This window comes from Sphingomonas panacis (assembly GCF_001717955.1).
GTDB classification, from domain to species: domain Bacteria; phylum Pseudomonadota; class Alphaproteobacteria; order Sphingomonadales; family Sphingomonadaceae; genus Sphingomonas; species Sphingomonas panacis.
The window spans coordinates 1874722-1900920 of sequence record NZ_CP014168.1 but is presented as its reverse complement, the minus strand read 5'-3'; the positions used below and the strand labels follow the sequence as shown (position 1 = coordinate 1900920).

Below are 26199 nucleotides of genomic sequence, written 5' to 3'. Positions count from 1 at the left end.
CGATCGCGCCATGAGCAGCCACCCCCCATCCGGCGAAATCCAGTCGGCGGTTCGCAACGCTCCCGGCGTTCCCGTCATCAAGGACGTGAACTGGGGCGGCCTGCGAACGCTCTATATCAAGGAGGTGCGCCGTTTCTTCAAGGTCCACCTCCAAACGATCTGGGCGCCGGCGATCACGACACTCCTGTTCCTGATCGTCTTCACGATCGCGACGGGCGCCAAACGGCCGGTGCACGTCGGCGGGATCGACGTGCCCTTCGCCGATTTCATCGCCCCCGGACTCATCATCAGCCAGGGCATGATGGGGCCGGCGTTCGCCAATGCCAGCTTCTCGCTGCTCGCCGGCAAGATCCAGGGCACGATCGTCGATTATCTGATGCCGCCGCTCTCGACCCTGGAGGTGCTCGCCGCGCTGCTCGGCGGCGCGATGACTCGCGCGTTCCTCGTCGGTTTCGTGGTTTGGGTCGCCATGCTGCTCTATCCCGGCGTGCATGTGACGCCATCACACCCGCTCGCGGTGCTGTGGTTCGGCTTTCTCGGCGCGCTGTTCCTGTCGCTGCTCGGCGTGCTGACCTCGATCTGGGCGCAGAAGTTCGACCATGCCGCCGCCGTCACCAATTTCGTGGTGGCGCCGCTCTCGCTGCTGTCGGGCACCTTCTATTCGGTCGACCGGCTCGCGCCGGCGTTCCGCGCGTTCAGCCACGCCAACCCGTTCTTCTACATCATCTCAGGGTTCCGCTACGGCTTCCTCGGCACCGCCGACTCGCCGGTGCTGGTCGGCAGCCTCGTGGTGCTGGGCGTCGATGTGGTGCTGTTCGTATTGTGCTATCAGTTGCTCGCGCGCGGCTGGCGCCTGAAGAGCTGACCGGTCAGCCCGGTTTACGGAACACCGGATTGCGATAGAGCGTCGAACCCAGTTTGCCGTTCCTCGGGTAAGCCGCGCGATGCACGCGGTTCGACTGGTTGCCGCCCAGCACGAGCAATTTCGCGCCCTGATCGTCGAGCAGGTACGAGACGTGGCCGAGCACCTTGCCGCCCACGATCCGCTCCCACACCACGACGCTGCCGCGCCCGGGCGACGAGTCTTCGACGCCCCAGCCCCGCCAGTCGAGCGCCCAGGCCGAATCGGTGCCTTTCTTGCCCGCGTTGACCATGCACCAGTTGACGAAGGCCGAGCACCAGGCGGTGTTGTCGTCGCTGCGTTGCGCCGCGCTCAAGCCTTTGCAGGTCGCGAGATATTCGACGATGCGGGGATTGCTGCCGGGATTGAACTCGGCGACGCCGGCATCCTCCTCCCGCAAGGCGAGCGAAAGCCACAGCGGATCGCCCTCGCCGGCGGTTTCGGTCGCGGCGCCGACCAACAGCGCGCTCCGGTCGCTGCCGTCGGGAAGAACGATCTGTTGGCCCGAGCGGATGAGGTTGGGATTGGTGATCTGCGGGTTCAAGCCAAGCAAGTCGTTGACACGTATGTTCAAACCGCGCGCGATGCTGCCGAGAGTATCGCCGGGACGAACGGTATAAATCTTCTTCATGAGACTTACCCCTGTAGCCATCATTCCTTCCAGCGGCAGGATATATAGTGACATCATCATGTTCTAGGATGGAATCGACTTGTGCAGCGCAGCAGCGCTTCGTGACATCCCGCGCTGCTATGACGAGGTTGACGCTTACCAATCTCGCCAAGTACATATCCACTCCGGCGGCCCCAGCACGGGCCGCCGTTTTTGTTTCTGCGAGGAGCGCGTCATCATGCCGATCACCCCACTCATGCCAGTGTACCCGCGGTGCGGCGTGCGCCCGGTGCGAGGCGAGGGCTGCTATCTGATCGGCGAGAACGGCGAGCGGTATCTCGATTTCGCGGCCGGTATCGCGGTCAACGCGCTCGGCCACGGCCACCCGCATCTGGTGAAGGCGATCGCCGATCAGGCGGCGACGCTGATGCACGTCTCGAACCTCTACGGGTCTCCGCAGGGCGAGCATCTCGCGCAGCGCATCGTCGACAACAGCTTCGCCGACACGGTGTTCTTCACCAATTCGGGCACCGAGGCGGTGGAATGCGCGATCAAGACCGCGCGGCGCTACCATTTCGTCAATGGCAATCCCGAGCGCACCACGCTCATCACCTTCAACAACGCCTTTCACGGGCGGACGATGGGGGCGATCAGCGCGACCAACCAGCCGAAGATGCGCGACGGGTTCGAGCCGCTGCTGCCGGGCTTCGCGTATGCGCCGTTCAACGATCTCGATGCGGCGCTCGCGCTGATCGACGAGACGACGGCTGGCTTCATGGTCGAGACGATCCAGGGCGAAGGCGGCGTGTCTGCCGGTAGCCCCGAGTTCATCCAGGGCTTGCGCAAGGCGTGCGACGAACACGGGCTGCTGCTGGTGCTCGACGAGGTTCAGTGCGGCTATGGGCGCACCGGCAAGATGTGGGCGTATGAGCATTACGGCATTACCCCCGACATCATGTCGGTCGCCAAGGGTATCGGCGGCGGCTTCCCGCTCGGCGCGTGCCTCGCCACCGAGGAAGCGGCGAAGGGCATGGTGTTCGGCACGCATGGATCGACCTATGGCGGCAACCCGCTGGCGATGGCGGCGGGCGAGGCGGTGCTCGATGTGATGCTCGAGCCGGGCTTCCTGGAGAATGTCACCGCGATGGGCGAGCGGCTGCGCGGTGCGCTCGAGCAGATGATCCCCAATCACGACGACGTGTTCGACAGCGTGCGCGGCAAGGGGCTGATGCTCGGCATCAAGCTCAAGGATGCCGTGGTGGCGCGCGATTTCGTCGCGCATGCGCGCGACGCGCATGGGCTGCTGACCGTGTCGGCGGGCGAGAACGTGGTGCGCGTGCTGCCGCCGCTGGTGATCGAGGACAGCCATATCGCCGAGGCGATCGAGAAGTTGAGCGAGGCGGCGCGGAGTTACGCGCCGGTCGCGGCGTGAGGGGGACGGGCGAGGTCGCCCTTCCCTACTCCCCCTCATCCGGCGCTTCGCGCCACCTTCTCCCACAAGGGGAGAAGGAAAGATGACCCGTCACTTCCTCAATCTTTCTGACGCGGGCGCGGATGGCATCGCGGCGATGCTGGCCGATGCGCTCGATCGCAAGGCGGCGCGCGCCGGCTTGCCCAAGGGCAGGGCCGATGCCGACGCGCCGCTCGCCGGCCACGCGCTCGCGATGGTGTTCGAGAAGAATTCGACTCGCACGCGGGTCAGCTTCGACATGGCGATCCGGCAGCTTGGCGGTTCGTCGATCGTGCTCGACAGCGGCTCGACCCAGCTCGGGCGCGGCGAAACGGTGGCGGATACCGCGCGCGTGCTGTCGGGCTATTGCGACGCGATCATGCTGCGCACCGACGACCATGCCAAGGTCGAGGAGATGGCGCAGTATGCCAGCGTGCCGGTCATCAACGGCCTGACCGACGCGTCGCATCCGTGCCAGATCATGGCGGACCTGCTCACCATCCTCGAGACGGGCAAGGCGCTGCCCGGGCTCAAGGTGGCGTGGTTCGGCGACGGCAACAACGTGCTCGCCTCGATCATCGAAGCGGCGGGGCTGATGCACTTCGACGTGGTGGCGGCGTGTCCGCAGGGCTTCATGCCGCCCGAAAGCGATCTCGCGCTTGGGCTCGGGCGTGCGCGTGTGGTCGGCGATCCGCGCGAGGCGGCCGAGGGTGCCGACATCCTCGTCACCGACACCTGGATCTCGATGGGCCAGGCGCATGCCGAGACCAAGCTCGCCGCGATGATGCCGTTTCAGGTGACCGAAGACCTGATGGCGCGCGCCAAGCCCGACGCGAAATTCCTCCACTGCCTGCCAGCGCACCGCGGCGAGGAAGTGACCGACGCGGTGATAGACGGCCCGCAGTCGCTGATCTGGCCCGAGGCGGAGAACCGGCTGCACGCGCAGAAAGCGGTGCTGCGTTGGTGCTTCGGGCAGATCGGTTGATCGCGGGGGGCCGGTCCCCCACATTCGCGTCTTTCCCGTTCCCCCGCGCAAGCGGGGGTCCAGAGCAACGAGCGCCGCGCTGCTTGGCTCTGGCCCCCCGCTTGCGCGGGGGAACAGCTTCATGAAAGACGTTGATGCCTGACACCTCCCCCGATCTCGACCTCGCACTGGGTTTCACGATCCCCGGCCGCCACGCGCGCGGGCGCGTCGTTCGGCTCGGCCCGGTGGTCGATCGCATCCTCTCGGCACACGCATATCCCGCCCCGATCGAGGCTCTGCTGGCCGAGGCGTTGACGCTGACCGCGCTGATCGGCTCGACGCTGAAAGATGCGGGCGGCCAGCTCACGCTTCAGGCGCAGACCGAGAACGGCATCGTCAGCCTGTTGGTGTGCGATTATCGCGGCGGCGAACTGCGTGGCTATGTGCAATATGACGCCGGCCGGCTCGCCGATGCGCCGATCGCACCGAGCCTGTTTTCGCTGTTCGGCACCGGCTATCTCGCGATCACCTTCGATCAGGCGACCACGGGCGAGCGGTATCAGGGCATCGTTCCGCTCGATGGCGAATCACTGGCCGATGCGGCGTCTGCCTATTTCCTCCAGTCCGAACAGATCCCGACGCTGATCCGGCTCGGCGTCGCGCCTGGTAACCGCGTGACGGGCGGCCTGTTCCTCCAGCATCTGCCCGAGGGCGAGGAAGGCCGCGAGCGGCTGCACGTGCGGCAGGACCATCCCGAATGGGAGCATGTCGCGGTGCTCGGCGGCACGATGGGCGCCGACGAGCTGACCGATACCGCGCTGCCGCTCGAAACCCTGATCTGGCGGCTGTTCAACGAGGAACCCGAGGTTCGCATCCTCGCGCGCCAGCCGATCGTGCGCGGGTGCCGTTGCTCGCCCGACTATATCGCGCAGGTGCTCGCCAAGTTTTCCGACGAGGACCAGCGCGAAATGGCCGATGATTCGGGGGTGATCACGGTCGATTGCGCGTTTTGCGCGCAGAAGTTCCCGGTATCCGTCGCGAATCGTTGCGATTCCTGAACGACATTGAATCTCGCCACAGAATCCCCCACATTCTGTACCAAGCGGTTGCGCCTGCGGTGGGTAAGGCGTGGACTTGGGGATTCGAACGATGCGGCGTTGGCGGATGATATGCGCGGGGTTCGCCGCGCTGGTGATGGCCGGCGGGGCAGCGATGGCGGCACCCGATTCGGGTGCGTCGGTGGCACTGTCTCGGATCGAGCGCGGCCAGTATGAGATCAGCGTGGTCGGGTCGACCGCGGCGCCGCGATCGGTGTGCATCGCCGATCCCGCAATCCTGCTTCAGATGCAGCATCCCGGCGTTTCCTGCGCGCGGTTCGTGATGGCGGACGGCCCCGACGGCACGACGGTCAGCTACCGGTGCGCGAGCGGCGGGCATGGCCGCACCGTGGTGACGATCACCACCCCCAGATCGTTCGATATTGATACACAAGGCATCGCCGGGGGCGCACCTTTCGACTTGAATTATCAGGGAAGGCGCGTCGGCGCTTGTCCGGCACGCTCCACCGCATCGCGTTAACCCTTTGCAAAGGCAGTGTGATTAAGATGACAAGAGTGTGCTTTTGGCATGCTTTTTCCCAAAAAGCCCGGTGACGGGCAACCGCTGGGCCGCCCAAGGGCGGCCCATTTTTCTTGGGCGGCGCGTTTTTCTCAGGCGGATTGCGCGGCTCGCCCCCATTCCCTAGACTTGAGACGATCATGACACGCGGCAACACCCTGGCGGTCGCCCTGATTTCGGGCGGGCTCGATTCGATGGTTTCGGCGGCGCGCGCGCGCGAGGACGGGCACCGGCTGCTCGCGCTGTCGATCGATTACAACCAGCGCCATCAGATCGAACTGGCGGCGGCGCGGCGAATCGCGAGCGTGCTGGGCGCGGAACGGCATGTCGTGCTGCCGCTCGACCTGTCGGCCTTCGGCGGATCGGCGCTGACCGCCGACATCGACGTGCCCAAGGACGGCGTCGGCGACGGGATTCCCGTCACCTACGTGCCCGCGCGCAACACGATCTTCCTCAGCCTCGCGCTCGGCTGGGCCGAGGCGGCGGGCGCGCGCGACCTGTATATCGGCGTCAACGCGCTCGATTATTCGGGCTATCCCGATTGCCGGCCTGAGTTCATCAAGGCGTTCGAAGACATGGCCGAGGTCGCGACCAAGGCTGGAGTCGAGGGCGCACCGTTCCGCATCCAGGCGCCGCTCCAACATATGACCAAGGCCGATATCGTGCGCGAGGCGGCTCGGCTCGGGCTCGACGCCGGCATGAGCTGGTCGTGCTACGATCCCACGCAGGAAGGCCTGCATTGCGGCCGGTGCGACAGTTGCCGGCTGCGCGCGAAGGGCTTCATCGAGGCGGGGCTGCCCGACCCGACCGCCTACGCGGCCTGATGTCCTACGCCGTCAAGGAAATGTTCCTCACGCTGCAGGGCGAAGGGGTCAATGCCGGGCGTCGCGCGGTGTTCGTGCGGTTTGCCGGGTGCAATCTCTGGTCGGGCCGTGAGGAGGATCGCGCGACTGCGATCTGCTCATTCTGCGACACCGATTTCGTCGGGATCAACGGCCTCGGCGGCGGGCGCTTCGCCGATGCGGATGCGCTGGCGGCGGCGGTGGCGGGTTTTTGGGGCGACCGCCCGGAAGCGCGCTTCGTGGTGCTGACCGGCGGCGAGCCGATGTTGCAGGTCGACGATGCGCTGGTCGACGCGCTGCACGCGGGCGGGTTCACGATCGCGATCGAGACCAACGGCACCCTGCCCGTCCATCCCGGCATCGACTGGGTATGCGTCAGCCCCAAGGCTGGCAGCACGGTGGTGCAGCGGTCGGGCGACGAGTTGAAGCTGGTGTGGCCGCAGGCGGGCAGCGATCCCGAAGTGCTGGAAAGCTGGGACTTCGCCAATTTCCTCGTCCAGCCGATGGACGACGCGGCCGCGGCCGACAATCAGGCGGCGGCGATCGCGCTGGCGATGGCCCGGCCCAAATGGCGGCTGAGCCTGCAAACGCACAAGTTTCTCGGGCTGCGCTGACCTCCTCTCGCCTTCCTGAGAGGGCGGGGAGTGGTTGCATTCGGCGAGCCGCGCTCTTGCGCTTGCAAAATCACTCAATATCTCTGCACTGATCGTTTCGCTCGATCGATCAGAACGAACTTCCCAATTTCCCGTGGGCGCGCGGCTGGCCTATATCGGTCTCGTCCACTGCAAAGGAGAATATTGCATGTCGATCATAGGCAAGACGATCAAACCGTTCACCGCGACCGCGTACAAGGAAGGCAAGTTCGTCGACGTCTCGGATGCCGACGTGAAGGGCAAGTGGTCGGTATTCTTCTTCTATCCGGCAGACTTCACCTTCGTGTGCCCGACCGAGCTGGAAGACCTCGCCGACATCTACCCGACGCTCCAGAAGATGGGCGTGGAGGTGTATTCGGTTTCGACCGACACGCACTTCAGCCACAAGGCCTGGCACGACACCTCGCCCGCGATCGGCAAGATCAACTATTACATGCTGGGCGACCAGAACCACGTGATCTCGAACAATTTCGACATCCTGCGTGAAGGCGTCGGCCTTGCCGACCGCGGCACCTTCGTCGCCGATCCCGACGGCGTGGTTCAGCTCGTCGAGATCACGCCCGAGGGCGTGGGCCGCAACGCAGCCGAACTGCTGCGCAAGATCAAGGCCGCTCAGTACTGGGCTTCGCACCCCGGCGAAGTCTGCCCGGCCAAGTGGGAAGAGGGCGAAGAGACGCTCGCTCCCTCCTTCGATCTCGTCGGCAAGATCTAACCCATAGCCCCGTAGGGTCGCCGTGTGGCCCGGGGTGGACTGCCGTCCGCCCCGGGCCATTTTGCTTTAAGTAGGACCGCCACCGCATGTCCGTTCGTCCCGAGCGAAGTCGGGGGACATCATCCCTCGACTTCGCTCGGGACGAACGGGGTAGCGGGGCTCATTCAACAAGGAGTTTCCCCATGCTTGATGCCAATGTGACACAGCAGCTCAAGACCTATCTGGTCAACATCACGCAGCCGATCGAGCTGGTCGCGTCGCTCGACGACTCGCCCAAGTCGAAGGAAATGGGTGCGCTGCTGAACGATATCGCCGCGCTTTCCGACAAGATCACCGTCGTCGACGGCGTCGATGCGCGCAAACCGAGCTTCATGATCCGCCGCGTCGGCACCGATATCGGCGTGCGCTTCGCCGGTCTGCCGATGGGGCATGAATTCACCAGCCTCGTGCTCGCGCTGCTCCAGGTCGGCGGACATCCGTCGAAGGCGGCGGCAGACCTGATCGAGCAGGTCAAGAATCTCGACGGCGATTTCACCTTCGAGACCTATTTCTCGCTGACCTGCCAGAACTGCCCCGACGTGGTCCAGGCGCTCAACCTGATGGCGGTGCTCAACCCGCGCATCAAGCACACCGCGATCGACGGCGCCTTGTTCAAGGCCGAGGTCGAGGAGCGCAAGGTGATGGCGGTGCCGACCGTGTTCCTCAACGGTGCGCCGTTCGCCAGCGGCCGCATGGAACTGGAGCAGATCGTCGCCAAGATCGACACCGCCGCGGAAAGCCGCGCCGCCGAGAAGATCAAGACCAAGGCGCCGTTCGACGTGCTGATCGTGGGTGGTGGCCCCGCCGGTGCGGCGGCTGCGATCTACACCGCGCGCAAGGGCATCCGCACCGGCGTTGTCGCCGATCGGTTCGGCGGGCAGGTGCTCGACACGATGGGGATCGAGAACTTCGCCTCGGTGCCACACACCGAAGGCCCCAAGTTCGCCGCCGATCTCGAGCGCCATGTCCGCGACTATGACGTCGACATCATGAACCTCCAGCGCGCCGAGAAGGTGATCCCGGCGAGCGAAGCCGGTGGTCTCCATGAGGTGCAACTCGCCAATGGTGCGAGCCTGAAGACGCGGACGCTGATCCTTTCGACCGGCGCGCGCTGGCGGCAGATGAACGTGCCCGGCGAGGACACGTACAAGAACAAGGGCGTGGCGTACTGCCCGCATTGCGACGGCCCGCTGTTCAAGGGCAAGCGCGTCGCGGTGATCGGCGGCGGCAATTCGGGCGTCGAAGCCGCGATCGATCTCGCCGGGATCGTCGCGCACGTCACGCTGATCGAATTCGACACCGATCTGCGCGCCGATGCAGTGCTCCAGCGCAAGCTTGCCAGCCTGCCCAACGTCAAGATCATCACCTCGGCGCTGACCACCGAAGTGCTGGGCGACGGCGAGAAGGTTTCGGGGCTGGTCTACAAGGATCGCAACCACGACACGCTGCATCAGATCGAACTGGAAGGCATCTTCGTCCAGATCGGGCTGGTGCCGAACACCGAGTTCCTGCGCGACACGGTCGCCTTGTCGCCGCGTGGCGAGATCGAGGTCGATCATCGCGGCGAAACCTCGCGCCCCGGCATCTTCGCAGCGGGCGACGCGACGACGGTGCCGTACAAGCAGATCGTCATCGCGGCGGGCGACGGCGCGAAGGCTGCGCTCTCGGCGTTCGATTACCTGATCCGCAACGAGCCGGTCGAGGCGGCGGAGCAGGAACTGGTCGCGGCGGAGTAAGCCCGCTGTTCTCCCGCGCAAGCGGGAGTCCAGAGCCCCGAGCGCTGCGTCGGTGGCTCTGGACTCCCGCTTGCGCGGGAGAACGGATAGATATCGTCGCCCCGGCGCAGGCCGGGGCCGCTGCGTTTGGGGCACCCGGATCGCCAAAGTACGCAGCGGCCCCGGCCTTCGCCGGGGCGACGTTTTACGGAGCAACACACTGGCTGCCACCTACCTCCCGACGCTGAAACAGCTCCAGTATCTGGTCGCGCTTCAGGACAGCGGCCATTTCGGGCGCGCGGCGGATGCGTGTTTCGTCACGCAATCGACCCTCTCGGCCGGCATCCGCGAGCTGGAGACGCTGATCGGCGTGGTGCTGGTCGAGCGGACGCGGCGGGTGGTGCGCTTCACGCCGCTGGGCGACCGGATCGCCGAGAAGGCGCGGCGCATCTTGCGTGAGGCGGAGGAACTCGGCGACATGGCGCGGGCGGCCGGGCGGCCGCTGTCGGGTGACATGCGGATGAGCGTGATCCCGACGATCGCGCCGTTCATGCTGCCGCGCATCCTGCCACGGCTGCGCCGCGATTATCCCGAACTGCGGCTGTTCCTGCGCGAAGAGGCGAGCGGCCCGGCGTGCGAGGGGCTGAACCACGGCCGCACCGACTGCGTGCTGCTCGCGCTGCCCTATGCCTGCGGCGAGGTGACGTCGCAGGTGCTGTTCGAGGACCGGCTGTTCCTAGCCGGACCCGAAGCGGAGATCGGCGCGAGCGGTGTCAGCGTGGGCGCCGAGGCGATCGACGAGACGCGGCTGCTGCTGCTGGAGGACGGGCATTGCCTCAAGGACCATGCACTCGCCGCGTGCAACCGGCCAGAACTGCGCGCCGAGGCGACGATGCTCGGCACGTCGTTGCACACGATCGTGCAGATGGTCGACAATGGGCTGGGTGTGACGATGCTGCCCGAAATGGCGCTCAACGCCGGGATTCTCGACCATACCCACCTCGTCGCGCGCCCGTTGTCGGCGGCGAATCCGTCGCGCAAGATCGCTCTGGTGTGGCGGCGCGCAAGCCCGCGCGAGAAGGATTTCCAGTTGCTCGCCGACGCGCTGACCCAAGCGCATTGATGACGCGGACGAAACCATTTCGGCTCTGATCCGTATTTCCGGGGAGCGCATTCACCCGCGCCACCCGTAATACTTGGAGAAACCGATGATCCGCACCACTCAAATCTCTCTCGCCGCGATCGGCGCGCTGATGATCGCGAGCGCCGGCGCCGCCCAGACCACCGCTCCGACCGGGGCCGCGACTCCGGCCGCGCCGGGCACCGCCGCCCCCGCCGCTCCGCAGGGCACGACCGCGACGCCGCCGGCCGCGAACGCCGCCGCAGCACCCAACCCGAGCGTCGGCGGTGCCGCGATGGACGCGACCAAGCCGATCCCGGTCAACGCTGCGGCCGCGCCCAACCTGTCGACCCTGGTCAAGGCGGTGACCGCCGCCGGCCTCGTCGAGACGCTCTCAGGCCCCGGCCCGTTCACGGTGTTCGCGCCGACCGACGACGCTTTCGCGCGGCTCGCGCCCGGCACGGTCGACACTTTGCTCAAGCCCGCCAACAAGGCGACGCTGACCAAGGTGCTGACCTATCACGTCGTGCCCGGCAAGATCACGATCGCGCAGTTGCAGGCACAGGCCACCGCCGCTGGCGGCACCACCACGCTGACCACGGTCGAGGGTGAGCCGCTCAAGGTGACGGTCAACAACAACGTCATCGAACTGTCGGACGTCAACGGCAACAAGAGCTATATCTCGACCGGCGACGTGATGCAGTCGAACGGTGTGGTGCATGTCGTCAACGGCGTGCTGCTGCCGAAGCTCGGGTAACAGCACACCTTCTCCGTTCGTGCTGGGCGACGTCGAAGCACGTGCCACGGGCGGGTCGCCTGCGGCACGCCCTTCGACAGGCTCAGGGCGAACGGTGTTGATTTTGAACCGTCCCACTCCCCGTTCGTGTCGAGCGAAGTCGAGACACCCTGCGCTCGGGACGAACGGATGAGGTTAAGTGTTCTCGTTCCACCGCGCGGCGGCGGCGTCGTCGCTGCCGCGCGGCTCCACCCAGCGCTCGGCGCCGGCGAGGCTTTCCTTTTTCCAGAACGGCGCCTCGGTCTTGATGCGGTCGATCAGGAAGGCGCAGGCCTCCAGCGCGGCGGCGCGGTGACGCGCGGCGGTGGCGACGAACACCACCGTATCGCCGGGAACCATCCGCCCGACGCGGTGCGTGATCCGCGCCGCCGTCAGGTCCCAGCGCGCCACAGCCGCTTCGGCGAGCGCGCTCAACGCCGCTTCGGTCGCACCGGGATAATGTTCGAGCGTCAGCGCCTCGACGCCATCGTCGGCGCGGACGAGGCCGGCGAAGGTCGCGATCCCCCCTGCCCCGCCTGCGGCGAGCGCGGCATGTTCGGCGCCGATGTCGATCGGCGCGGGATCGACCGTGACCGCGATCATCCGCCCGTCACCGGCGGGAAGATCGCGACTTCGCGCGGCCGCCCAAGCGGCGCGTCGAGCGCGACGAAGGTCTGATCGACCGCCGCGCGCAACCGCGCGGGATCGGCGAACGCCTCGGCGTGGCCGGGGCTGCGACCGGCGAGCCACCCGACCAGATCGCCGACGCTCGCGAGGCCGGCGGGCAGATCGAGCGTCTCGGCACCCGTGCCGATCTTCTCGCGCACCCAGGCGAAATAGAGGATCTCGGTGGCCATCAGTCCATGTGCTTCAGGCCGACGCGGAGATAATCCCAGCCGGTGAGGAGCGTGAGCGCCGCCGCGCCCCAAAGCGCGATGAGGCTGAGCGTTTGCAGCCACGGCCACGCCGGCAGCGCGCCGGCAAGGATCAGCCCGCCGAGCGAGACGAGTTGCAGCGTCGTCTTCCACTTCGCCAGCCGCGACACCGGCACCGACACCTGCAACTGCGCGAGGAACTCGCGCAGGCCCGACACCGCGATCTCGCGCAGCAGGATGATGAGCCCGGCGATGAGACTCCAGCCGGCGATGTCGTGATCGGCGACGAGCAGCAGCACCACCGCCGCCACCATGATCTTGTCGGCGATCGGATCGAGGAAGATGCCGAGCTTCGACACCGTGCCTTGCGCGCGGGCGAGATAGCCGTCGAAATAATCGGTGATGCCCATCAGGCAGTAGAGCGCGAAGCCGATCGCATAGCCGGGCGCCCAGGCCGGCCACCACAAGGCCCAGACGAGCAGGGGCACCGCGACGATTCGCGACAGAGTGAGCAGGTTGGGGAGCGTCAGCATCGCTGCCGCTCTAGCCCCCTGCCCGCGCCAGCGAAAGCCGTGCGTGACAAGTAGGTTGCCGCTCCCTTGCGGCGTCGTCTATGCGTTGCCATCTTTTCGCCATTCACAGACCACGGACCTTAACATGCTCAACGCGCTCGGCTTGCTGAAAGAGCGCCGGTTCCTGCCGCTTTTCACGACGCAGTTTCTGGGAGCATTCAACGACAATCTGTTCAAGACGGCGATGGTATTGTTCGCCACCTATCAGATTTTCCACCATCCCGCCGGCGAGCAGAATTTCAACGCGCTCGCCACCGCGATCGGAATCCTGCCGTTCTTTCTGCTCTCCGCGCTGTCGGGGCAATTGGCCGACACACACGACAAAGCGAGGATCATCCGCATCGTCAAGACCGCCGAGGTCGGCATCATGCTGCTCGGCGCGGGCGGGTTGCTGGTGGCGAGTTCGGGGCTGACCACGCTCGGGCTGGTCATGATGCTGCTGGCGGTGCTGTGTCTGGGGGTGCATTCGGCGTTCTTCGGGCCGATCAAATATGCGATCCTGCCACAGCATCTGGAGGATCATGAGGTGCTCGGCGGCACCGGCCTCGTCGAGGCGGCGACCTATCTGGCGATCCTGATGGGGACGGTCTCGGCCGGGCTGCTGTCGGTGCGCGGCACCGCGATCACGGTGCTGGTGGTTGCGGCGATCGGCTGGCTGATGGCGCTGCTGGTGCCGCCGGCGCCGCGGATGGGGCCGAAGCTCACGGTCAATTTCAACCCGCTCACCTCGTCGTGGCGGCTCATCAACGCGACGATGCACATCCCGCGGCTGTTCCTCGCGATCTGCGCGATCAGCTTCTTCTGGACGATGGGCGCAGTGCTCATCATCATCTTCCCGCCGCTGGTGAAGAACGTGCTGACCGCCGACAAGCACGTCTCGACCTTCGTGATCGCCTTGTTCTCGATCGGCGTCGCGGTCGGCTCGGTGGCGATCAACGCGATGCTTGGCGGCAAGACCTCGGCCAAGTTCGCGCCGTTCTGCGTGCTGGCGATGGGCGCGTGCATCGTCGTCTTCTCGCTGCTGACGCGCACCTTCCCGCACGCGCCGGCGGAGACGCTGTACAACCTGACGGCGTTTCTGGAGATCCCGCACGGCGTGCTGATCGTCATCGTGCTGATGGCGGTGGCGGTAACCGGCGGCATGTTCGTGGTGCCGCTCTACGCATTCCTGACGACGACCGTGACCAAGGACCAGACCGCGCGCACGGTGGCGGCGAACAATGTCGTCAATTCGGGTGCGATGGTGATCGGCGCGGTGTTCGTGCAGGGGCTGGCATCGGCCGGGGTCACGCCCGAGAACATGCTGTTCGTGGTCGCCGCGATGTCACCGGTCTCGGCGTGGCTCGCGTACAAGCTGCATCTGGCGTGCGATTGAGGGGGTTCTGACAAACCCGCCCGCCCCATCGTCACCCCAGCGGACGCTGGAGTCTTGGTGGGGAGGTCATGACAGGAGCCGCGACAGACCCCAGCGTGCGCTGGGGTGACGGCGGGTTGAAGCGCCTTGCACTTTTCTCGATCCGTTCGTGTCGAGCGAAGTCGAGACACCTGCGCTCTGCGCTTGTCCCTCGACTTCGCTCGACACGAACGGGTTGGGATCAGCGCGCCTTCAAAAAATGAACGTGTAGAAGCAGATGAAGAACGCCGTGAAGCTCAGCACGAAGAGCTTGATGTCGGCGTCTTCGTTGCGATCCGGGCGCGCGGCGTGCGCCCGCGCGATCGACTGGCGGAAGGGGTGGCGCGGCACAGCGGCCGCGTTGCGATGGCGAATCTGCATAGCGAGAGGTTAACGCGCCGTTTACGATTTCGGCCATCGAATATCATGGTTAACGTCGTCCTTTTTCGGGGCGACGCCGATTACGCCGTCGCCTCGTGCGATGTCGCCTCCAGCATGTCGGTAAAGCGGCGACGCCACCAGAACACGTCCTGCTGTTCGATATTGTCCATCATCGCCCGCCAGCGGGCGACGCGTTCCGCAAGCGGCATCGCCAGCGCCGTGGCGATCGCGTCTGAGACTTCCTCCGGGCTGTGCGGGTTGACGAGGATCGCATCGGTCAGTTGCTCGGCGGCGCCGGCGAAGCGCGACAGGATCAGGACGCCGGGATCGCTCTCATCCTGCGCGGCGACATATTCCTTGGCGACGAGGTTCATGCCGTCACGAAGCGGCGTCACCAGCGCGACGCGGGCGGCGCGGTACATGCCGGCGAGCTGCTCGCGCGGATAGCCCTTGTTGACGTAGCGGATCGGCACCCATTCGACGTTCGAGAACTCGCCGTTGATCCGCCCCGACAGCGAATCGAGCGTCGCGCGGATCTCCTGATAGCTCTGCACTTCGCCGCGCGAGGGCGGCGCGATCTGGAGCAGGAACACCTTGCCCTGCTGCTCCGGGTTGGCCGACAAGAAGCGCTCGTACCCGAGGAAGCGCTCCTGCAACCCCTTGGAATAATCGAGCCGGTCGACGCCGATCATCATCGTGCGGCCGTCCGCGCTCTCGCGCATCCGGGAAAAGCGCTCGCGCGCGGTCTCGCTGGTGGCGCTTCCCCGGAAATCGGCGGTGTCGATGCCGATCGGATCGGCGATCAGGCGGACGCTGTGGCCGTCATAGGTCATCACGCCCGCTTCATCGATCTCCGCATCGAATTGCGAGCGCGCATAACCGCGGAACGCATCGAGCGAATCCTCGGTCTGGAAGCCAATCACGTCATAGGCGAACAAGGACTCGACCAGTTCGCGGTGGCTCGGCAGCGACATCAGCAGCCGCGTCGGTGGCCAGGGGATGTGGAGGAAGAAGCCGATCCGGTTCTCGCAGCCGCGCGCGCGCAACTCGCGCCCGAGCGGGATCAGATGATAATCGTTGACCCAGACGAGATCCTCCTCCTCGATCAACGGCACCACCGTTTCGGCGAAGCGCGCGTTGACGCGTTCGTAGCCGCCGGCGAAGCCGCGCTCATATTCGGCGAGGTCGATCCGGTAATGGAACAGCGGCCACAGGGTGCGGTTGGCGAAGCCGTTGTAATATTCGTCGATATCCTGCGCCTCCAGGTCGATCGTCGCGGTGGCGACGCCCTGGTTGCGCTGGAAATTGATGTTGCCGGTGAAGGTCTCGATCTCCTCGCCCGACCAGCCGAACCAGATGCCGTTGCTTTCGCGCAAGGCGGCGGACAGTGCGACCGCGAGCCCGCCCTGCGCGCCGCCGCCGCTCGGCGCCGAAACGCGGTTGGAAATGATGACGAGCCTGCTCATCGCACGGAACTCCAGGGTTTACTGAGCAAGCCGGCACAATTGATGAGGCCGACCAGCGAATAGGTCTGCGGATAATTGCCCCACAATTCGCCGCTGACCGGATCGATATCCTCGGACAGCAGCCCGGCGGCGGTACGGCGCGACACCATTTCCTCGAACAGCGCGCGTGCGTCCAAATCGCGGCCGGTCGCGTGGAGCGCCTCGATCAGCCAGAAGGTGCAGACGTTGAACGCGGTCTCGGGCAGGCCGAAATCGTCCTCGGTATCGTAGCGGAGCATGTTCGAGCCGCGCCGCAACCCGACCTCGACCGCTTCGAGCGTGCTGCGGAAGCGCGGATCATCCGGCGCGAGGAAGCGCAGGTCGAGAAGCTGGATCAGGCTGGCATCGAGATCGTCGCCGCCGAACGTCGCGGAGAGGCGGCGGGTATCCTCGCGCCACGCCGCCGCCTCGATCGTCTCGCGCATGATGGTGGCGCGGTCGCACCAGAAGGCGCGGCGCTCTTCGAGGCCAAGCGCCCAGGCGGCGTTGGCGAGCCGATCACACGCCGCCCAGCACATCGCCGCCGAATAGGTGTGGACGTGGCTTCGCGTGCGCAATTCCCACAGCCCGGCATCGGGCTTGTCGTAAGAATCCCACGCACGCTCCCCGACGGTTTCCAGCGCGCGAAAATCCTCGACGGTGGCGACGCGGAACAGCCGGTGGTCGAAGAACGCCTGCGCGTTGCACAGGATGATCTGGCCATAGGCGTCGTGCTGGATCTGTTCATAGGCCTGGTTGCCGACCCGCACCGGCCCCATGCCGCGATAGCCGTTGAGGCCGGGGGCGACGCGCTCCTCCAGCGTCGCCTCGCCGCCGACGCCGTAGAGTGGCTGGATATGCCCACCGCGCGCGCTGTCGACGATATTGCGCAGATATTCGAGATACCCCTCCAGCACGTCGAGCGCGCCGAGCCGGTTGAGCGCCTGCACCGTATAATAGGCGTCGCGAATCCAGCAGTAGCGATAGTCCCAGTTGCGCTCGCTGTTGGCATGTTCGGGAATCGAGGTGGTGAGCGCGGCGACGATCGCGCCGGTCTCCTCGTGCTGGCACAGTTTGAGCGTGATCGCCGAGCGGATCACCGCCTCCTGCCATTCGAGCGGGGTGGCGAGGCCGCGCACCCATTGCCGCCACTCGGCGGCGGTGCGCTCAAGCATCATCTCGATCGTGGCGGGCAGTTCGCCGCTGAAGCTCTCGTCGGGGCCCAGGAAGAAATAGAGCGGGCGTTCGATGCGGAACAGCCGCTCTTCCTGAATCCAGCCAACCGGCGCGTTGGTGCTGAGCCGCAGCGTCATCGCGTTGTTGAGATAGCGGATATGGTTGGAGCCTTGCGTCCGCTCGGGGTCCGCGCTGCCCCAGTCGCGCGCCGGGCGAAGCCGCATGCGCATGCGCGGGCTGCCCGCCACCGGGCGGACGATTCGCACGAACGCGACCGGGCGATAGGTCCGCCCCTCGCGGACGTAGCGTGGAGAAAAATCGGTGACTTCGATCGCGTTGCCGGCGTCATCCTCATGCCGGGTGACGAGGATCGGCGTGTTGCGCATGTACTGCTGAGTCGTCTTCGTGCCGTTTTCGAGATCGATCTCCCAAAAACCGCGCGCGCCCTCCCCGCCCCTCGGCGCGTCGTCGAGCAGCGAGCAGAACACCGGATCGCCATCGACGCGCGGCACGCACCCCCAGGAAAAACGTCCGGCGCGATCGACCAGAGCGGATACCTGGCAATTGCCGATCGGCCAGAGATCGAGCGTCGCGGTCATGCAATTTTCTCCTGTAGCCACGCCCGCACGGCGGCGGGATCGGGCAGGCCATAATCGGCCGCGCTCGCGCGCGCATCGCCGACGAGGATGGCGTGGCCACCTGCATCGCGCGCCGCGACGAAGGCGGGTTCGTCGGTAAGGTCGTCACCGATGAAGATCGGCGTGGTGCCGGCCATGTCGGGCCGCTGCATCAGCCGCGCGACCGCGACGCCCTTGTCGCTGCCGGGCACGCGCAGTTCGACCATCATCTTGCCGTGCTGGATCGCGAGATCGTGCCGCGTGGCGAGCGTCTCGGCGAGGCCGAGCGCCTCCGCCGCGAACGCGGGCGCCAGCCGGTAGTGGAGTGCCACGCCGAAGCTCTTCGCCTCGACGATCACGCCGCCCCGCCCGGCGGCGGCGGCGTGCATCGCCGCGGCGACATCGGTCAGGCTGGCGGGGCGCTCCGGCTGCGCGACAATGCCGTGCCAGCGGTGTTCGCAGCCGTGGCTACCCGATACCGCCAGCGTGTGCGCGACGGGACCGAGCAACGCGTCGATCTGCGCGATCGAGCGCCCGCTGACGACCGCGACGCGGCCCTCCAGACGGCGCGCGAGCGCGGCGAGCAGGTCGGTCAGGTCCGTATCGACCGCGACGCTGTCGGGGCGATCGGCGAGATCGACCAACGTACCGTCGAAATCGAGGAACAGGCTGGCGGACTCGAGCAGAGTCGGCGGCGGCGCGGGCAAGGTCACTGCGTCCGTGGCGGCGGACATTCGGTTCTCCTTCAGGATCGGCACGAAGCACCAGTTAGCATGTCGTTACGCTGCGAACACGAGGCGCTCTACCGGCTGGACGTGTGAAACAGGCAAAGGGTTCCCCCGGCGCGACACAAAGCCGCCATCCGCCGCGCACGCTGGTATCGGCGGAAAGCTTGTCCTATGCCCGCGCGACACCCCTTCGTCCACGCAGAGTAACGCCATGGCGCTCGTCAAGAAATCGACCCTCAGCGCGCGCGGCGGCGCGGCCCCCGCCGCCGAACCGACGCCGGACGTCGCGGTCACGTCTGGCGCGCGCAAGCCCGCCAGACGCTCGCAACCGTCGGGCACCGCGGTCGAGCGGATCGATCAGGCGACTCAGGAACTCGCGAGCGGGATCGGCGAAGCCTCGGCGGCGGCGGCGGAACTGCAACGCGCGATGGACCAGATCGCGAGCGGTGCCGAGGAAGCCGCCGGCGCGGCGCAGGAATCGCTTGGGTCGATCGGCGCACTCGGCGAAAACTTCCGTGACGCGCGCGAGCGCGCCGAGGCCTCGCGCCGTCAGACCGAGACGGTGCAGGCCGCGTTCGTCGAGGTCGGCGCGCAGATCGACGGATCGGTGATCGCGATCGAGCGCAACGCGGAGCGCCAGCTCGCGACGGTCGAGATCATCGCCGCGCTTGAAGACGCGGCGACGCGGATCGACGGGATCGGCGGCGCGATCACCGAAATTTCCGACCAGACCAGCCTGCTCGCGCTCAACGCGACGATCGAGGCGGCGCGCGCGGGCGACGACGGCCAGGGCTTCGCGGTTGTCGCCGACGAGGTGCGCGCGCTCGCCGAAACCTCCGAGATGAGCGCGGGCGAGATGCAGACGCTCGCCGGCACGGTGACGCGGGCGGTTCAGGATATCGCCGCGCGAGTCCGCTCGGGCGCGGCGCTCGCCGTCAGCGAGGCGGAGACCGGCCGGCAGGTGGTTGCGCAACTCGACTCGGCGCGGGGCGATCTCGCCACACTCGGCGAGGGCGTGCGCGAGATGGTCGATGCCTCGATCGAGGCGGACAGCGCGTTGCGCGAGGCCGAGCGCGGCTCCGAACAGGTCGCCAGCGCCGCCGAGCAGCAATCGGCGGCGGCGGCGCAGGCGCAACAGGCGCTCGAACAGCAGAGCGCCGCGCTGGAGCAAAGCCAGCAGACCGCCGAACAACTCGGTTCGCTCACGCAGGATCTGCGCGCGGACGCCACCGATGCGCTCGCGATCGAGCAGGTCGCAACCGCCGCCGAGCAATTGTCGGCGACGGTGCAGGAGCTTTCGGGCGCATCGGGCGAAATCCTGGTCGCAATCGAGCAGATCGGGCGCGGTGCGCAGGCGCAGGCGGCGGCGACGCTCCAGTCGAGCACGGCGATGGCGCAGATCGAGAAGACCGCCGACCTGGCGCGAACGCGCGCGCATACTGCCGTGGAGCGGATCGTCGCGGTTTCGGCGTCGGTGACGGACGGACGCGCGGTGGTCGAGCGGCTGACCGACGGGGTCGCCGCGTCGGTGGCGGAGGTACGCGCGGTGCTCGATCTGCTCGGCACGCTCGGCGGGACGGCGCGGCAGATCGAGAAGATCACCGATGGCCTCGCGCTCGTGTCGGTGCAGACCAGCATGCTCGCGGTGAGCGGCGCGGTCGAGGCGACGCGCGCGGGCGACGCCGGGCGCGGCTTCGCCAATGTCTCGGGCGATATCCGCACATTGTCGCGCGAATCGGCTTCCGCGGCGGATCGCGCCAAGGATGTCGTGCGCGGTATCCAGGATCAGGTCGGCGCGGTGCGGCGCGATCTCGATCAGGTCGTCGCCACCGCCGAGATCGAGATGGGGCGCAGCCGCGTGGTAATCGAGCGCACGCGCACGATCGCCGCCGATCTCGACGCCGCGCGCGAGGCCAATGCCGCGATCCTGACCGGCGCGGAGGCGATCCTGCTGTCGGTGCGCGAGGTGCGCAGCGGCGCCGAGCAGATCGCGCAGGCCGCCGAGCTTTCCGCTGGCGCGAGCCGCGAGGCGGGCGCGGCGGCGCGCCAGCAGTCGCAGGGTGCCGAGATGCTGGCGGCGGCGATCGAGGAGATCGCGTCGCTCGCCGCCGCGCTGGTCGATACGGCCGGATAGGCGGATGGCGAGTGAGCCAAGCCTGACGTTCCGGGTCGACGGCGCGCGCTTCGCGATTCCGGCGGCGAGCGTGCGCGAGGTGGTGCGCGTGCCGCGCCTGACGCGCGTGCCGCATGCCCCGGCGAGCCTGATCGGGATCGGCAATTTCCGGGGCGCGGTGCTGCCGGTGCTGTCGTTCGCGACGTTGCTGGCGCGGCCGCGCGGCGGGGAAGCGCGGATTCTGCTGGTCGAGGACGGCGATCCGGTCGGCATCGCGGTCGATTCGGTCGAGGGGATCGCGCGCGAGGCCGATGGCGCTGCCGAGCCGGTGGCGCTGGCGCCGCTGATCGCGGCCGGCTTCGCGCGCACCACCGGACGGCGCGGCGGACACACGGTCGTCGCGATCGCGCGTGCCGCCGAACGGCGCGACGAAATCGCGCTGCTCGTTTTCGCAGTCGGCGGGCAGGAGTTCGCGCTGCCGCTCGGCGCCGTCGAGGAGGTGCTGCGGCTGCCGCGCGAGGTGACGTTGCTGCCGCGCGCCGAGGCGGCGGTGGTCGGCAGCATCGCAGTGCGCGACACGTTGCTGCCGCTGCTCTCGCTCGCCGCGCTGCTCGGCCTGCCGGGTGCCGCCGCCGGCGCGCGGACGCGGGTGATCGTCGTGCGGATCGGCGCGCACCGCTTCGGTCTCGTCGTCGATGCGATGCGGACGATCGAGCGCGTGCCCGAGGGCGGCGTGGATGCCGTGCCCCCGGTGTTCAACCGGGGCGGCGGCGAGGCGCGTATTCAGGCGATCTGCCGGCTCGACGGCGGGCGCCGGCTGGTGTCGGTGCTCGCGGTCGACCATCTGCTGAGCGACGCGATGACCGCGCGGCTGCTGCAATCGAGGGAGGAAAAGCCGGTGATGGCGAACGCGCGAGACGAGCCGGCCGAGCAATTCCTGCTGTTCCGCGTCGGCGACGGCGAGTTCGGCCTTCCCGTCGCCGCGATCGACGAAGTGGTGCAGGTGCCCGAGACGCTGACCCGGCTCCCCAAGGCGCCGGCGTTCGTTCAGGGCGTGATGAACCTGCGCGGCGCGGTGGTGCCGGTGGTCGATCAGGTGCGGCGGTTCAGCGGCGTCGCGGCGCAGGGTGGCAAGCGGCGGATCATCGTCGTCCGGCTCGGCGCGATGCGAGTCGGCTTCACCGTCGATGCCGCGCCCGAGGTGCTGCGCGTGCCGGTATCGGCGCTTCGCGACGCGCCCGAGCTCGGCGGCGCGGAAACGCGGGTGTTCGAGCGAGTCGCCAATTTCGCCGACGAGCAGCGGATCGTGCTGATCGTCTCGCCGCGCGACATGCTCGACCGCGCCGAACAGGACATGCTCGCCGCACTCGGGCCGGAAGGCGTGGCCGCACAGCCGTGACCAGATTGCTGATCGTCGATGATTCGCCGCTGATGCGGCGACTGCTGGGTGACATCTTCGAAGGCGCGGGCGATTTCGAGGTCGCGATCGCGCGTTCGGGTGCCGAGGCGGTGGCGCTGCTGAGCGACTTCGCGCCCGACGTCATCACGCTCGACATCCACATGCCGGAGATGGACGGACTCGCCTGTCTCGACCGGATCATGCTGCTGCGCCCCTGCCCGGTGGTCATGGTCTCCGCGCTGACCGCCGAGGGCGCCGACGAGACACTGGAGGCGATGGCGCTCGGCGCGGTCGATTTCATCGCCAAGCCGCGCGGCGCGATCTCTCTGGAGATCGATTCGCTCGCGCCAGTGCTGGTCGACAAGGTTCGCGCCGCCGCGACCGCGCGCGTATCGCGTGCGACTCGGCTGACCGAGCGCGTGCGCGCGCGCGCCGGCGGGATTGCCCTGCCCGGCCCGAAGACCGCGCCGCGCGCCCGTGCCGCCAGCGTGCGCCCGCCGACGCGCGCCGCGGCGCCCGCCGGGCTCGTGCTGGTCGGCTGCTCGACGGGTGGCCCGCCCGCACTCGACGCGCTGCTCGGCGGACTGGAAGCGGATTTCCCCTGGCCGATCGTCATCGCGCAGCACATGCCGGCGAGCTTCACCGGCGCGCTGGCGCGGCGGCTCGACCGGCTCTGCGCGCTCGACGTGGTCGAAGTATCGGCAGCGGTGCCGCTCGAACCCGGGCGCGCCTATATCGGGCGCGGCGATGCCGATGTGATCGTCTCGCGCCGCGCCGGCGCGCTCGTCGCGATGTCCGCGCCGAGCGATCCGGCGCGGCTGTGGCATCCGAGCGTCGATCGACTCGTCGAAAGCGCCGTCACGTCGCTCGCCCCCGAACGCCTCGTTGGCGTGTTGATGACCGGCATGGGCAATGACGGAGCGAACGCGATGGCCGACCTATACCGTGGCGGTGGCCACACCATCGCCGAAAGCGCCGAGACGGCGATCGTCTGGGGCATGCCCGGCGCGCTGGTCGCGGCGGGTGGCGCGAGCGAGACGCTGCCGCTCGATCGCATCGCGCCCGCGCTCGCCGGCCTTTTCGCGACATGAGCGAGTCGCCGGCCCGGCTCGCTGACGACGACCTCACCCGCACCAGCGATCTGATCTACCGCTGGACCGGTATGACCTTCGGTGAGACCAAGCGCTATTATATCGAACGCCGCATCGCCGAGCGGATGAAACGCACCGGCCGCGACACGTCGCGCGCGTATCTCGCCTTCGCCGCCGCGGACCTTGGCGAGCGCGAAGCGCTCATCAACGCCTTCACGATCAACGAGACCTATTTCTACCGCGAGGAGCATCAGTTCGCGGCGCTTGCCCGGCAGATCCTGCCAGCCCTGGCTGCGGAGCGGCGGCCGGGCGACCGAATCCGTATCTGGTCGATGCCGTGCTCGACCGGAGAGGAAGCCTATTCGATCGCGATCTGGCTGCTGGAGAACTGGCGGCTGGTCGATGCGTACAATATCGAGATCGTCGGATCGGACATCGACACCCATGCGCTCGCGATGGCGCGCGAGGGGCGGTACTCCGCGCGCGCGCTGGCGCGGCTGCCGGAGCCACTGATCGCCGGCTATTTCGAGCCCGAACATCGCCAAACCCGGCGCATCATCGCCGATCTGCGCGAATCGGTGCAGTTCACCGTCGCCAATCTGGTCGACCGCGCGACGTTGGTCGATCAGGGCCTGTTCGACGTGATCCTGTGCCGCAACCTGCTGATCTATTTCGACGATGCCGCGCGTACCCTTGCGGCGGACAATCTGTTCGAGCGGCTCAATCCCGGCGGCTATCTCGCGCTCGGGCACAGCGAATCGATGGCGCGCATTTCGGACAGGTTCACGACCGTTCGCCTTGACGATGCGATCGTCTATCGTCGCGCGTGATGGATGACCTGCTCGAACAATTTTTGATCGAAGGCCGCGATCTCGTCGCGCAGGCGCAGGCCGATCTCGCGACGCTGGCACGCGACCCCGCCGATGCGCGCGCGATCGACAGCGCGTTTCGCGCGGTCCACACGCTGAAGGGGTCGGTCGGGCTGTTCGACATGGCGCCGGCCGAAACGCTGCTCCACGCCGCCGAGGATGTTCTGGAGCGCGCGCGCAAGGGCACCGCCCCGCTCGATGCGGGGGCGGTGGCGACGCTGGTGGCGACGCTCGACCAGACCGATCGCTGGATCGACGCGCTCGAACGCGGCGACGCGATCGTGGCCGAGGCGACGGCGGCGGCGGTGCTCGCCGAAACCGCGCCCGAGGCCGATTGGGCCGAGGCGCTATATACCGCCGCGCGTCTTGGCGATGGCGCCGTGCCGCAGACCGCGTTCCGATATACGCCCGATGCCGACTGCTTCTTTCGCGGTGACGATCCGCTCGCCATCGTCGGTGCGGTGCCCGATCTGCTCGCCCTGACCGCGCAGCCGGCGGCGGGCGCGTGGCCGGCGCTCGACGCGCTGGAGCCGTTCCAGTGCGCCACCCGGCTGGAGGGTCTGAGCGGCGCCCCGGTCGCGGCGGTGCGCGCCGCGTTCCGCATGGTCTCCGACCAAGTCGAAATCGCCGCGATCGCGCAGCGCGCGGCGCCGGTTGCCGCCGCCGAGAGCACCAGCGCCGCCACGGCAGTGCTGCGCGTGGACGCCGCGCGAATCGACGCGCTCGGAGATGACCTCGGCGAACTGGTGGTGGCGGCCAACACGCTCGCGCCGATCGCCGCGCGGCTCGACCGGATCGATGCCGCCGCCGCGCTGGAAGTTCGGGCCGCGCAGGCGCAGATCGGCCGCTCTGTCGCGGCGTTGCTGCGCACCGTCTCGGCGGTGCGGATGGTGTCGCTCGAACCGACGCTGCGCCGCCTGCCCCGGCTGGTCCGCGAGATCGCCGAGCAACTCGGCAAGGCAGTGCGATTCGATATGCGCGGGCACACCACCGAGGTCGACCGGCAGATCGCCGAAGGCCTGTTCGAGCCGCTGCTTCACCTCGTCCGCAACGCGATCGACCACGGTATCGAGGATAGCGCCATCCGCGCCGCCGCCGGCAAACCCGCCGAGGGCGCGCTGTCGCTTCAGATTGCGCGCGAAGGCGGGCAGATCGTCGTGACGCTCGGCGACGACGGTGCCGGCATCGACCCCGCACGAATCCGCACCACCGCCATCGCGCGGGGGCTGATCGACGGCGCGGCGGCGGAGGCGCTGAGCGACGCGCAGGCGATCCGGCTGATCTTCCGCGCCGGCTTCTCGACCGCGGCCGCCGTCACCGGCGTTTCGGGGCGCGGTGTCGGCATGGATGCCGCGCTCGCCGCGATCGAGCGGCTGCGCGGGAGCATCGAAATCGACAGCACGCCCGGCGCGGGCACCCTTTTTCGGCTACGATTGCCGGTCCACGCCATCACCACGCAGATCCTCGTCGTCGAGGTGGGTGGCGACCGCTACGGCGTGTCGCTCGACCAGATCGTCGAGACGGTCAAGGTCGGCGCGGACGCGCTGCGCCCGCTCGGCACCGGCACTGCCGTCGTGCTGCGCGACCGGACCGTGCCGGTGCTCGATCTCGCCACGTTGCTCGGCGGCGCCGGACCAGCCGGCGGCGGCGCGCGGCTGCTCGTCACGCAGGCGGACGGCGCGCTGGTGGCGCTGCGTGTCGATGGCTTCGGCGAGCGGATCGACACGTTGGTGCGTCCCCCCAGTGGCGTGCTCGCGGCGGTGCCCGGCGTCACCGGCACCGCGCTGACCGGCAGCGGCGACGTGCTGCTGGTGCTCGACCTGCCCGAGTTGGTGGCATGAGCGTCCGTGTCGAAGCCGGAATGGTCCATCTCGCCGGCCGCTGTCTGGTCGAGGACGCCGAACCGCTGCTGCTCGCCTTGCAGGACGATGCCGGCGCGATCGTGTCGCTCGCTGGGGTGACGCGGCTGCACATGGCGGTGGTACAGGTGCTGATCGCCGCACGGGCGCCGTTGGCGGATGTTCCCGCTGATTTGGGCGCGGTGCGGTTTCTTCTCGCACTTTGATCTGGATCAGTCCATCCCGTCACGACTTTGCCTAAGCC

26 protein-coding genes are annotated in these 26199 nt (G+C 67.8%); 18 read left to right on the top strand and 8 right to left on the bottom strand.

Annotated elements, in window-relative coordinates; all coding sequences use genetic code 11:
* The first annotated feature begins 10 nt into the window (after positions 1-10).
* Positions 11-865, top strand: a complete 855-nt coding sequence (locus J0A91_RS08625) for an ABC transporter permease (protein ID WP_069204571.1) — start codon at positions 11-13, stop codon at positions 863-865.
* Positions 866-869: 4 nt separating this feature from the next.
* On the opposite strand, the gene J0A91_RS08620 is transcribed toward J0A91_RS08625, so the two are convergent.
* On the bottom strand, positions 870-1532 hold the full coding sequence (locus J0A91_RS08620) for a C40 family peptidase (RefSeq protein ID WP_169833108.1): 663 nt from the start codon (positions 1530-1532) through the stop codon (positions 870-872).
* A gap of 217 nt (positions 1533-1749) precedes the next feature.
* Between J0A91_RS08620 and J0A91_RS08615 the strand changes: the two genes are divergently transcribed.
* From J0A91_RS08615 to J0A91_RS08570, 10 genes are all read left to right on the top strand, one after another.
* The gene (locus J0A91_RS08615) at positions 1750-2943 is read left to right on the top strand and encodes an aspartate aminotransferase family protein (protein WP_069204570.1); all 1194 of its coding nucleotides are present in this window, start codon (positions 1750-1752) and stop codon (positions 2941-2943) included.
* A gap of 82 nt (positions 2944-3025) precedes the next feature.
* A complete protein-coding gene (gene argF, locus J0A91_RS08610; protein WP_069204569.1) occupies positions 3026-3946 on the top strand; it encodes an ornithine carbamoyltransferase in 921 nt (306 codons plus the stop codon).
* A gap of 134 nt (positions 3947-4080) precedes the next feature.
* Positions 4081-4983, top strand: coding sequence for an Hsp33 family molecular chaperone HslO (gene hslO, locus J0A91_RS08605; protein ID WP_069204568.1), 903 nt, complete (start codon positions 4081-4083; stop codon positions 4981-4983).
* A gap of 91 nt (positions 4984-5074) precedes the next feature.
* A complete protein-coding gene (locus J0A91_RS08600; RefSeq protein WP_069204567.1) occupies positions 5075-5503 on the top strand; it encodes a DUF3617 domain-containing protein in 429 nt (142 codons plus the stop codon).
* A 179-nt stretch (positions 5504-5682) separates the two neighbouring features.
* Positions 5683-6366, top strand: a complete 684-nt coding sequence (gene queC, locus J0A91_RS08595) for a 7-cyano-7-deazaguanine synthase QueC (RefSeq protein WP_069204566.1) — start codon at positions 5683-5685, stop codon at positions 6364-6366.
* A complete protein-coding gene (gene queE / locus J0A91_RS08590; protein ID WP_069204565.1) occupies positions 6366-6998 on the top strand; it encodes a 7-carboxy-7-deazaguanine synthase in 633 nt (210 codons plus the stop codon). Before queC ends, queE begins: the two co-directional genes overlap by 1 nt.
* Positions 6999-7185: 187 nt before the next feature.
* The gene (ahpC, locus tag J0A91_RS08585) at positions 7186-7749 is read left to right on the top strand and encodes an alkyl hydroperoxide reductase subunit C (protein WP_069207166.1); all 564 of its coding nucleotides are present in this window, start codon (positions 7186-7188) and stop codon (positions 7747-7749) included.
* Between the two features lie 182 nt (positions 7750-7931).
* Positions 7932-9524, top strand: coding sequence for an alkyl hydroperoxide reductase subunit F (gene ahpF / locus J0A91_RS08580; protein WP_069204564.1), 1593 nt, complete (start codon positions 7932-7934; stop codon positions 9522-9524).
* A gap of 199 nt (positions 9525-9723) precedes the next feature.
* Positions 9724-10626 carry a hydrogen peroxide-inducible genes activator gene (locus J0A91_RS08575; RefSeq protein ID WP_069207165.1) on the top strand — a complete coding sequence of 301 codons (903 nt, stop codon included), beginning with the start codon at positions 9724-9726 and terminating at the stop codon, positions 10624-10626.
* Positions 10627-10711: 85 nt separating this feature from the next.
* Positions 10712-11380, top strand: coding sequence for a fasciclin domain-containing protein (locus J0A91_RS08570; protein ID WP_069204563.1), 669 nt, complete (start codon positions 10712-10714; stop codon positions 11378-11380).
* A gap of 174 nt (positions 11381-11554) precedes the next feature.
* On the opposite strand, the gene J0A91_RS08565 is transcribed toward J0A91_RS08570, so the two are convergent.
* From J0A91_RS08565 to pgsA, 3 genes are read right to left on the bottom strand one after another with little or no spacing between them, the layout of a single operon-like run.
* Complete coding sequence (locus J0A91_RS08565; RefSeq protein WP_069204562.1) at positions 11555-12001, bottom strand: molybdenum cofactor biosynthesis protein MoaE; 447 nt, start codon at positions 11999-12001, stop codon at positions 11555-11557.
* Entirely contained in the window at positions 11998-12255 is a 258-nt protein-coding gene (gene moaD / locus J0A91_RS08560) for a molybdopterin converting factor subunit 1 (protein ID WP_069204561.1), read from the bottom strand. The genes J0A91_RS08565 and moaD overlap by 4 nt, the downstream gene beginning before the upstream one ends.
* Positions 12255-12806 carry a CDP-diacylglycerol--glycerol-3-phosphate 3-phosphatidyltransferase gene (pgsA, locus tag J0A91_RS08555; protein ID WP_069204560.1) on the bottom strand — a complete coding sequence of 184 codons (552 nt, stop codon included), beginning with the start codon at positions 12804-12806 and terminating at the stop codon, positions 12255-12257. The genes moaD and pgsA overlap by 1 nt, the downstream gene beginning before the upstream one ends.
* Before the next feature lie 124 nt (positions 12807-12930).
* Between pgsA and J0A91_RS08550 the strand changes: the two genes are divergently transcribed.
* On the top strand, positions 12931-14220 hold the full coding sequence (locus tag J0A91_RS08550) for an MFS transporter (RefSeq protein WP_069204559.1): 1290 nt from the start codon (positions 12931-12933) through the stop codon (positions 14218-14220).
* Positions 14221-14451: 231 nt separating this feature from the next.
* Here J0A91_RS08550 and J0A91_RS08545 read toward each other — a convergent pair whose 3' ends face one another.
* The 4 genes from J0A91_RS08545 to otsB form a co-directional block, all read right to left on the bottom strand.
* Complete coding sequence (locus J0A91_RS08545; protein ID WP_169833107.1) at positions 14452-14619, bottom strand: hypothetical protein; 168 nt, start codon at positions 14617-14619, stop codon at positions 14452-14454.
* An 80-nt stretch (positions 14620-14699) separates the two neighbouring features.
* Positions 14700-16085, bottom strand: coding sequence for an alpha,alpha-trehalose-phosphate synthase (UDP-forming) (otsA, locus tag J0A91_RS08540; RefSeq protein ID WP_069204558.1), 1386 nt, complete (start codon positions 16083-16085; stop codon positions 14700-14702).
* Positions 16082-17878, bottom strand: coding sequence for a glycoside hydrolase family 15 protein (locus J0A91_RS08535; RefSeq protein ID WP_069204557.1), 1797 nt, complete (start codon positions 17876-17878; stop codon positions 16082-16084). Before J0A91_RS08535 ends, otsA begins: the two co-directional genes overlap by 4 nt.
* A complete protein-coding gene (otsB, locus tag J0A91_RS08530; protein ID WP_069204556.1) occupies positions 17875-18630 on the bottom strand; it encodes a trehalose-phosphatase in 756 nt (251 codons plus the stop codon). Before otsB ends, J0A91_RS08535 begins: the two co-directional genes overlap by 4 nt.
* A 205-nt stretch (positions 18631-18835) precedes the next feature.
* Here otsB and J0A91_RS08525 point away from each other — a divergent pair, with 205 nt between their 5' ends.
* The 6 genes from J0A91_RS08525 to J0A91_RS08500 are packed head-to-tail and all read left to right on the top strand — an operon-like array spanning position 18836 to position 26161.
* Positions 18836-20758 (top strand): methyl-accepting chemotaxis protein, encoded by a 1923-nt coding sequence (locus J0A91_RS08525; protein WP_069204555.1) that lies wholly within the window; start codon positions 18836-18838, stop codon positions 20756-20758.
* Between the two features lie 4 nt (positions 20759-20762).
* A complete protein-coding gene (locus J0A91_RS08520; protein WP_069204554.1) occupies positions 20763-22136 on the top strand; it encodes a chemotaxis protein CheW in 1374 nt (457 codons plus the stop codon).
* A complete protein-coding gene (cheB, locus tag J0A91_RS08515; RefSeq protein WP_069204553.1) occupies positions 22133-23227 on the top strand; it encodes a chemotaxis-specific protein-glutamate methyltransferase CheB in 1095 nt (364 codons plus the stop codon). The genes J0A91_RS08520 and cheB overlap by 4 nt, the downstream gene beginning before the upstream one ends.
* Positions 23224-24057: a CheR family methyltransferase gene (locus tag J0A91_RS08510; RefSeq protein ID WP_069204552.1), complete on the top strand. Its 834-nt coding sequence runs from the start codon at positions 23224-23226 to the stop codon at positions 24055-24057. Before cheB ends, J0A91_RS08510 begins: the two co-directional genes overlap by 4 nt.
* Entirely contained in the window at positions 24057-25937 is a 1881-nt protein-coding gene (locus J0A91_RS08505) for a chemotaxis protein CheA (RefSeq protein WP_069204551.1), read from the top strand. The genes J0A91_RS08510 and J0A91_RS08505 overlap by 1 nt, the downstream gene beginning before the upstream one ends.
* Entirely contained in the window at positions 25934-26161 is a 228-nt protein-coding gene (locus J0A91_RS08500; protein ID WP_069204550.1) for a hypothetical protein, read from the top strand. Before J0A91_RS08505 ends, J0A91_RS08500 begins: the two co-directional genes overlap by 4 nt.
* The last annotated feature ends 38 nt before the right edge of the window (positions 26162-26199 follow it).

Bases quoted from the DNA above. Each gene is read 5' to 3' on its own strand.
- J0A91_RS08565 (WP_069204562.1), bottom strand. From the start codon at position 12,001: ATGATCGCGGTCACGGTCGATCCCGCGCCGATCGACATCGGCGCCGAA.
- queC (WP_069204566.1), top strand. From the start codon at position 5,683: ATGACACGCGGCAACACCCTGGCGGTCGCCCTGATTTCGGGCGGGCTC.
- ahpC (WP_069207166.1), top strand. From the start codon at position 7,186: ATGTCGATCATAGGCAAGACGATCAAACCGTTCACCGCGACCGCGTAC.
- J0A91_RS08625 (WP_069204571.1), top strand. From the start codon at position 11: ATGAGCAGCCACCCCCCATCCGGCGAAATCCAGTCGGCGGTTCGCAAC.
- hslO (WP_069204568.1), top strand. From the start codon at position 4,081: ATGCCTGACACCTCCCCCGATCTCGACCTCGCACTGGGTTTCACGATC.
- J0A91_RS08550 (WP_069204559.1), top strand. From the start codon at position 12,931: ATGCTCAACGCGCTCGGCTTGCTGAAAGAGCGCCGGTTCCTGCCGCTT.
- J0A91_RS08615 (WP_069204570.1), top strand. From the start codon at position 1,750: ATGCCGATCACCCCACTCATGCCAGTGTACCCGCGGTGCGGCGTGCGC.
- ahpF (WP_069204564.1), top strand. From the start codon at position 7,932: ATGCTTGATGCCAATGTGACACAGCAGCTCAAGACCTATCTGGTCAAC.
- otsA (WP_069204558.1), bottom strand. From the start codon at position 16,085: ATGAGCAGGCTCGTCATCATTTCCAACCGCGTTTCGGCGCCGAGCGGC.
- J0A91_RS08535 (WP_069204557.1), bottom strand. From the start codon at position 17,878: ATGACCGCGACGCTCGATCTCTGGCCGATCGGCAATTGCCAGGTATCC.
- J0A91_RS08600 (WP_069204567.1), top strand. From the start codon at position 5,075: ATGCGGCGTTGGCGGATGATATGCGCGGGGTTCGCCGCGCTGGTGATG.
- J0A91_RS08570 (WP_069204563.1), top strand. From the start codon at position 10,712: ATGATCCGCACCACTCAAATCTCTCTCGCCGCGATCGGCGCGCTGATG.
- J0A91_RS08620 (WP_169833108.1), bottom strand. From the start codon at position 1,532: ATGAAGAAGATTTATACCGTTCGTCCCGGCGATACTCTCGGCAGCATC.
- J0A91_RS08500 (WP_069204550.1), top strand. From the start codon at position 25,934: ATGAGCGTCCGTGTCGAAGCCGGAATGGTCCATCTCGCCGGCCGCTGT.
- pgsA (WP_069204560.1), bottom strand. From the start codon at position 12,806: ATGCTGACGCTCCCCAACCTGCTCACTCTGTCGCGAATCGTCGCGGTG.
- J0A91_RS08510 (WP_069204552.1), top strand. From the start codon at position 23,224: ATGAGCGAGTCGCCGGCCCGGCTCGCTGACGACGACCTCACCCGCACC.
- J0A91_RS08520 (WP_069204554.1), top strand. From the start codon at position 20,763: ATGGCGAGTGAGCCAAGCCTGACGTTCCGGGTCGACGGCGCGCGCTTC.
- otsB (WP_069204556.1), bottom strand. From the start codon at position 18,630: ATGTCCGCCGCCACGGACGCAGTGACCTTGCCCGCGCCGCCGCCGACT.
- J0A91_RS08525 (WP_069204555.1), top strand. From the start codon at position 18,836: ATGGCGCTCGTCAAGAAATCGACCCTCAGCGCGCGCGGCGGCGCGGCC.
- argF (WP_069204569.1), top strand. From the start codon at position 3,026: ATGACCCGTCACTTCCTCAATCTTTCTGACGCGGGCGCGGATGGCATC.
- queE (WP_069204565.1), top strand. From the start codon at position 6,366: ATGTCCTACGCCGTCAAGGAAATGTTCCTCACGCTGCAGGGCGAAGGG.
- moaD (WP_069204561.1), bottom strand. From the start codon at position 12,255: ATGGCCACCGAGATCCTCTATTTCGCCTGGGTGCGCGAGAAGATCGGC.
- J0A91_RS08545 (WP_169833107.1), bottom strand. From the start codon at position 14,619: ATGCAGATTCGCCATCGCAACGCGGCCGCTGTGCCGCGCCACCCCTTC.
- J0A91_RS08505 (WP_069204551.1), top strand. From the start codon at position 24,057: ATGGATGACCTGCTCGAACAATTTTTGATCGAAGGCCGCGATCTCGTC.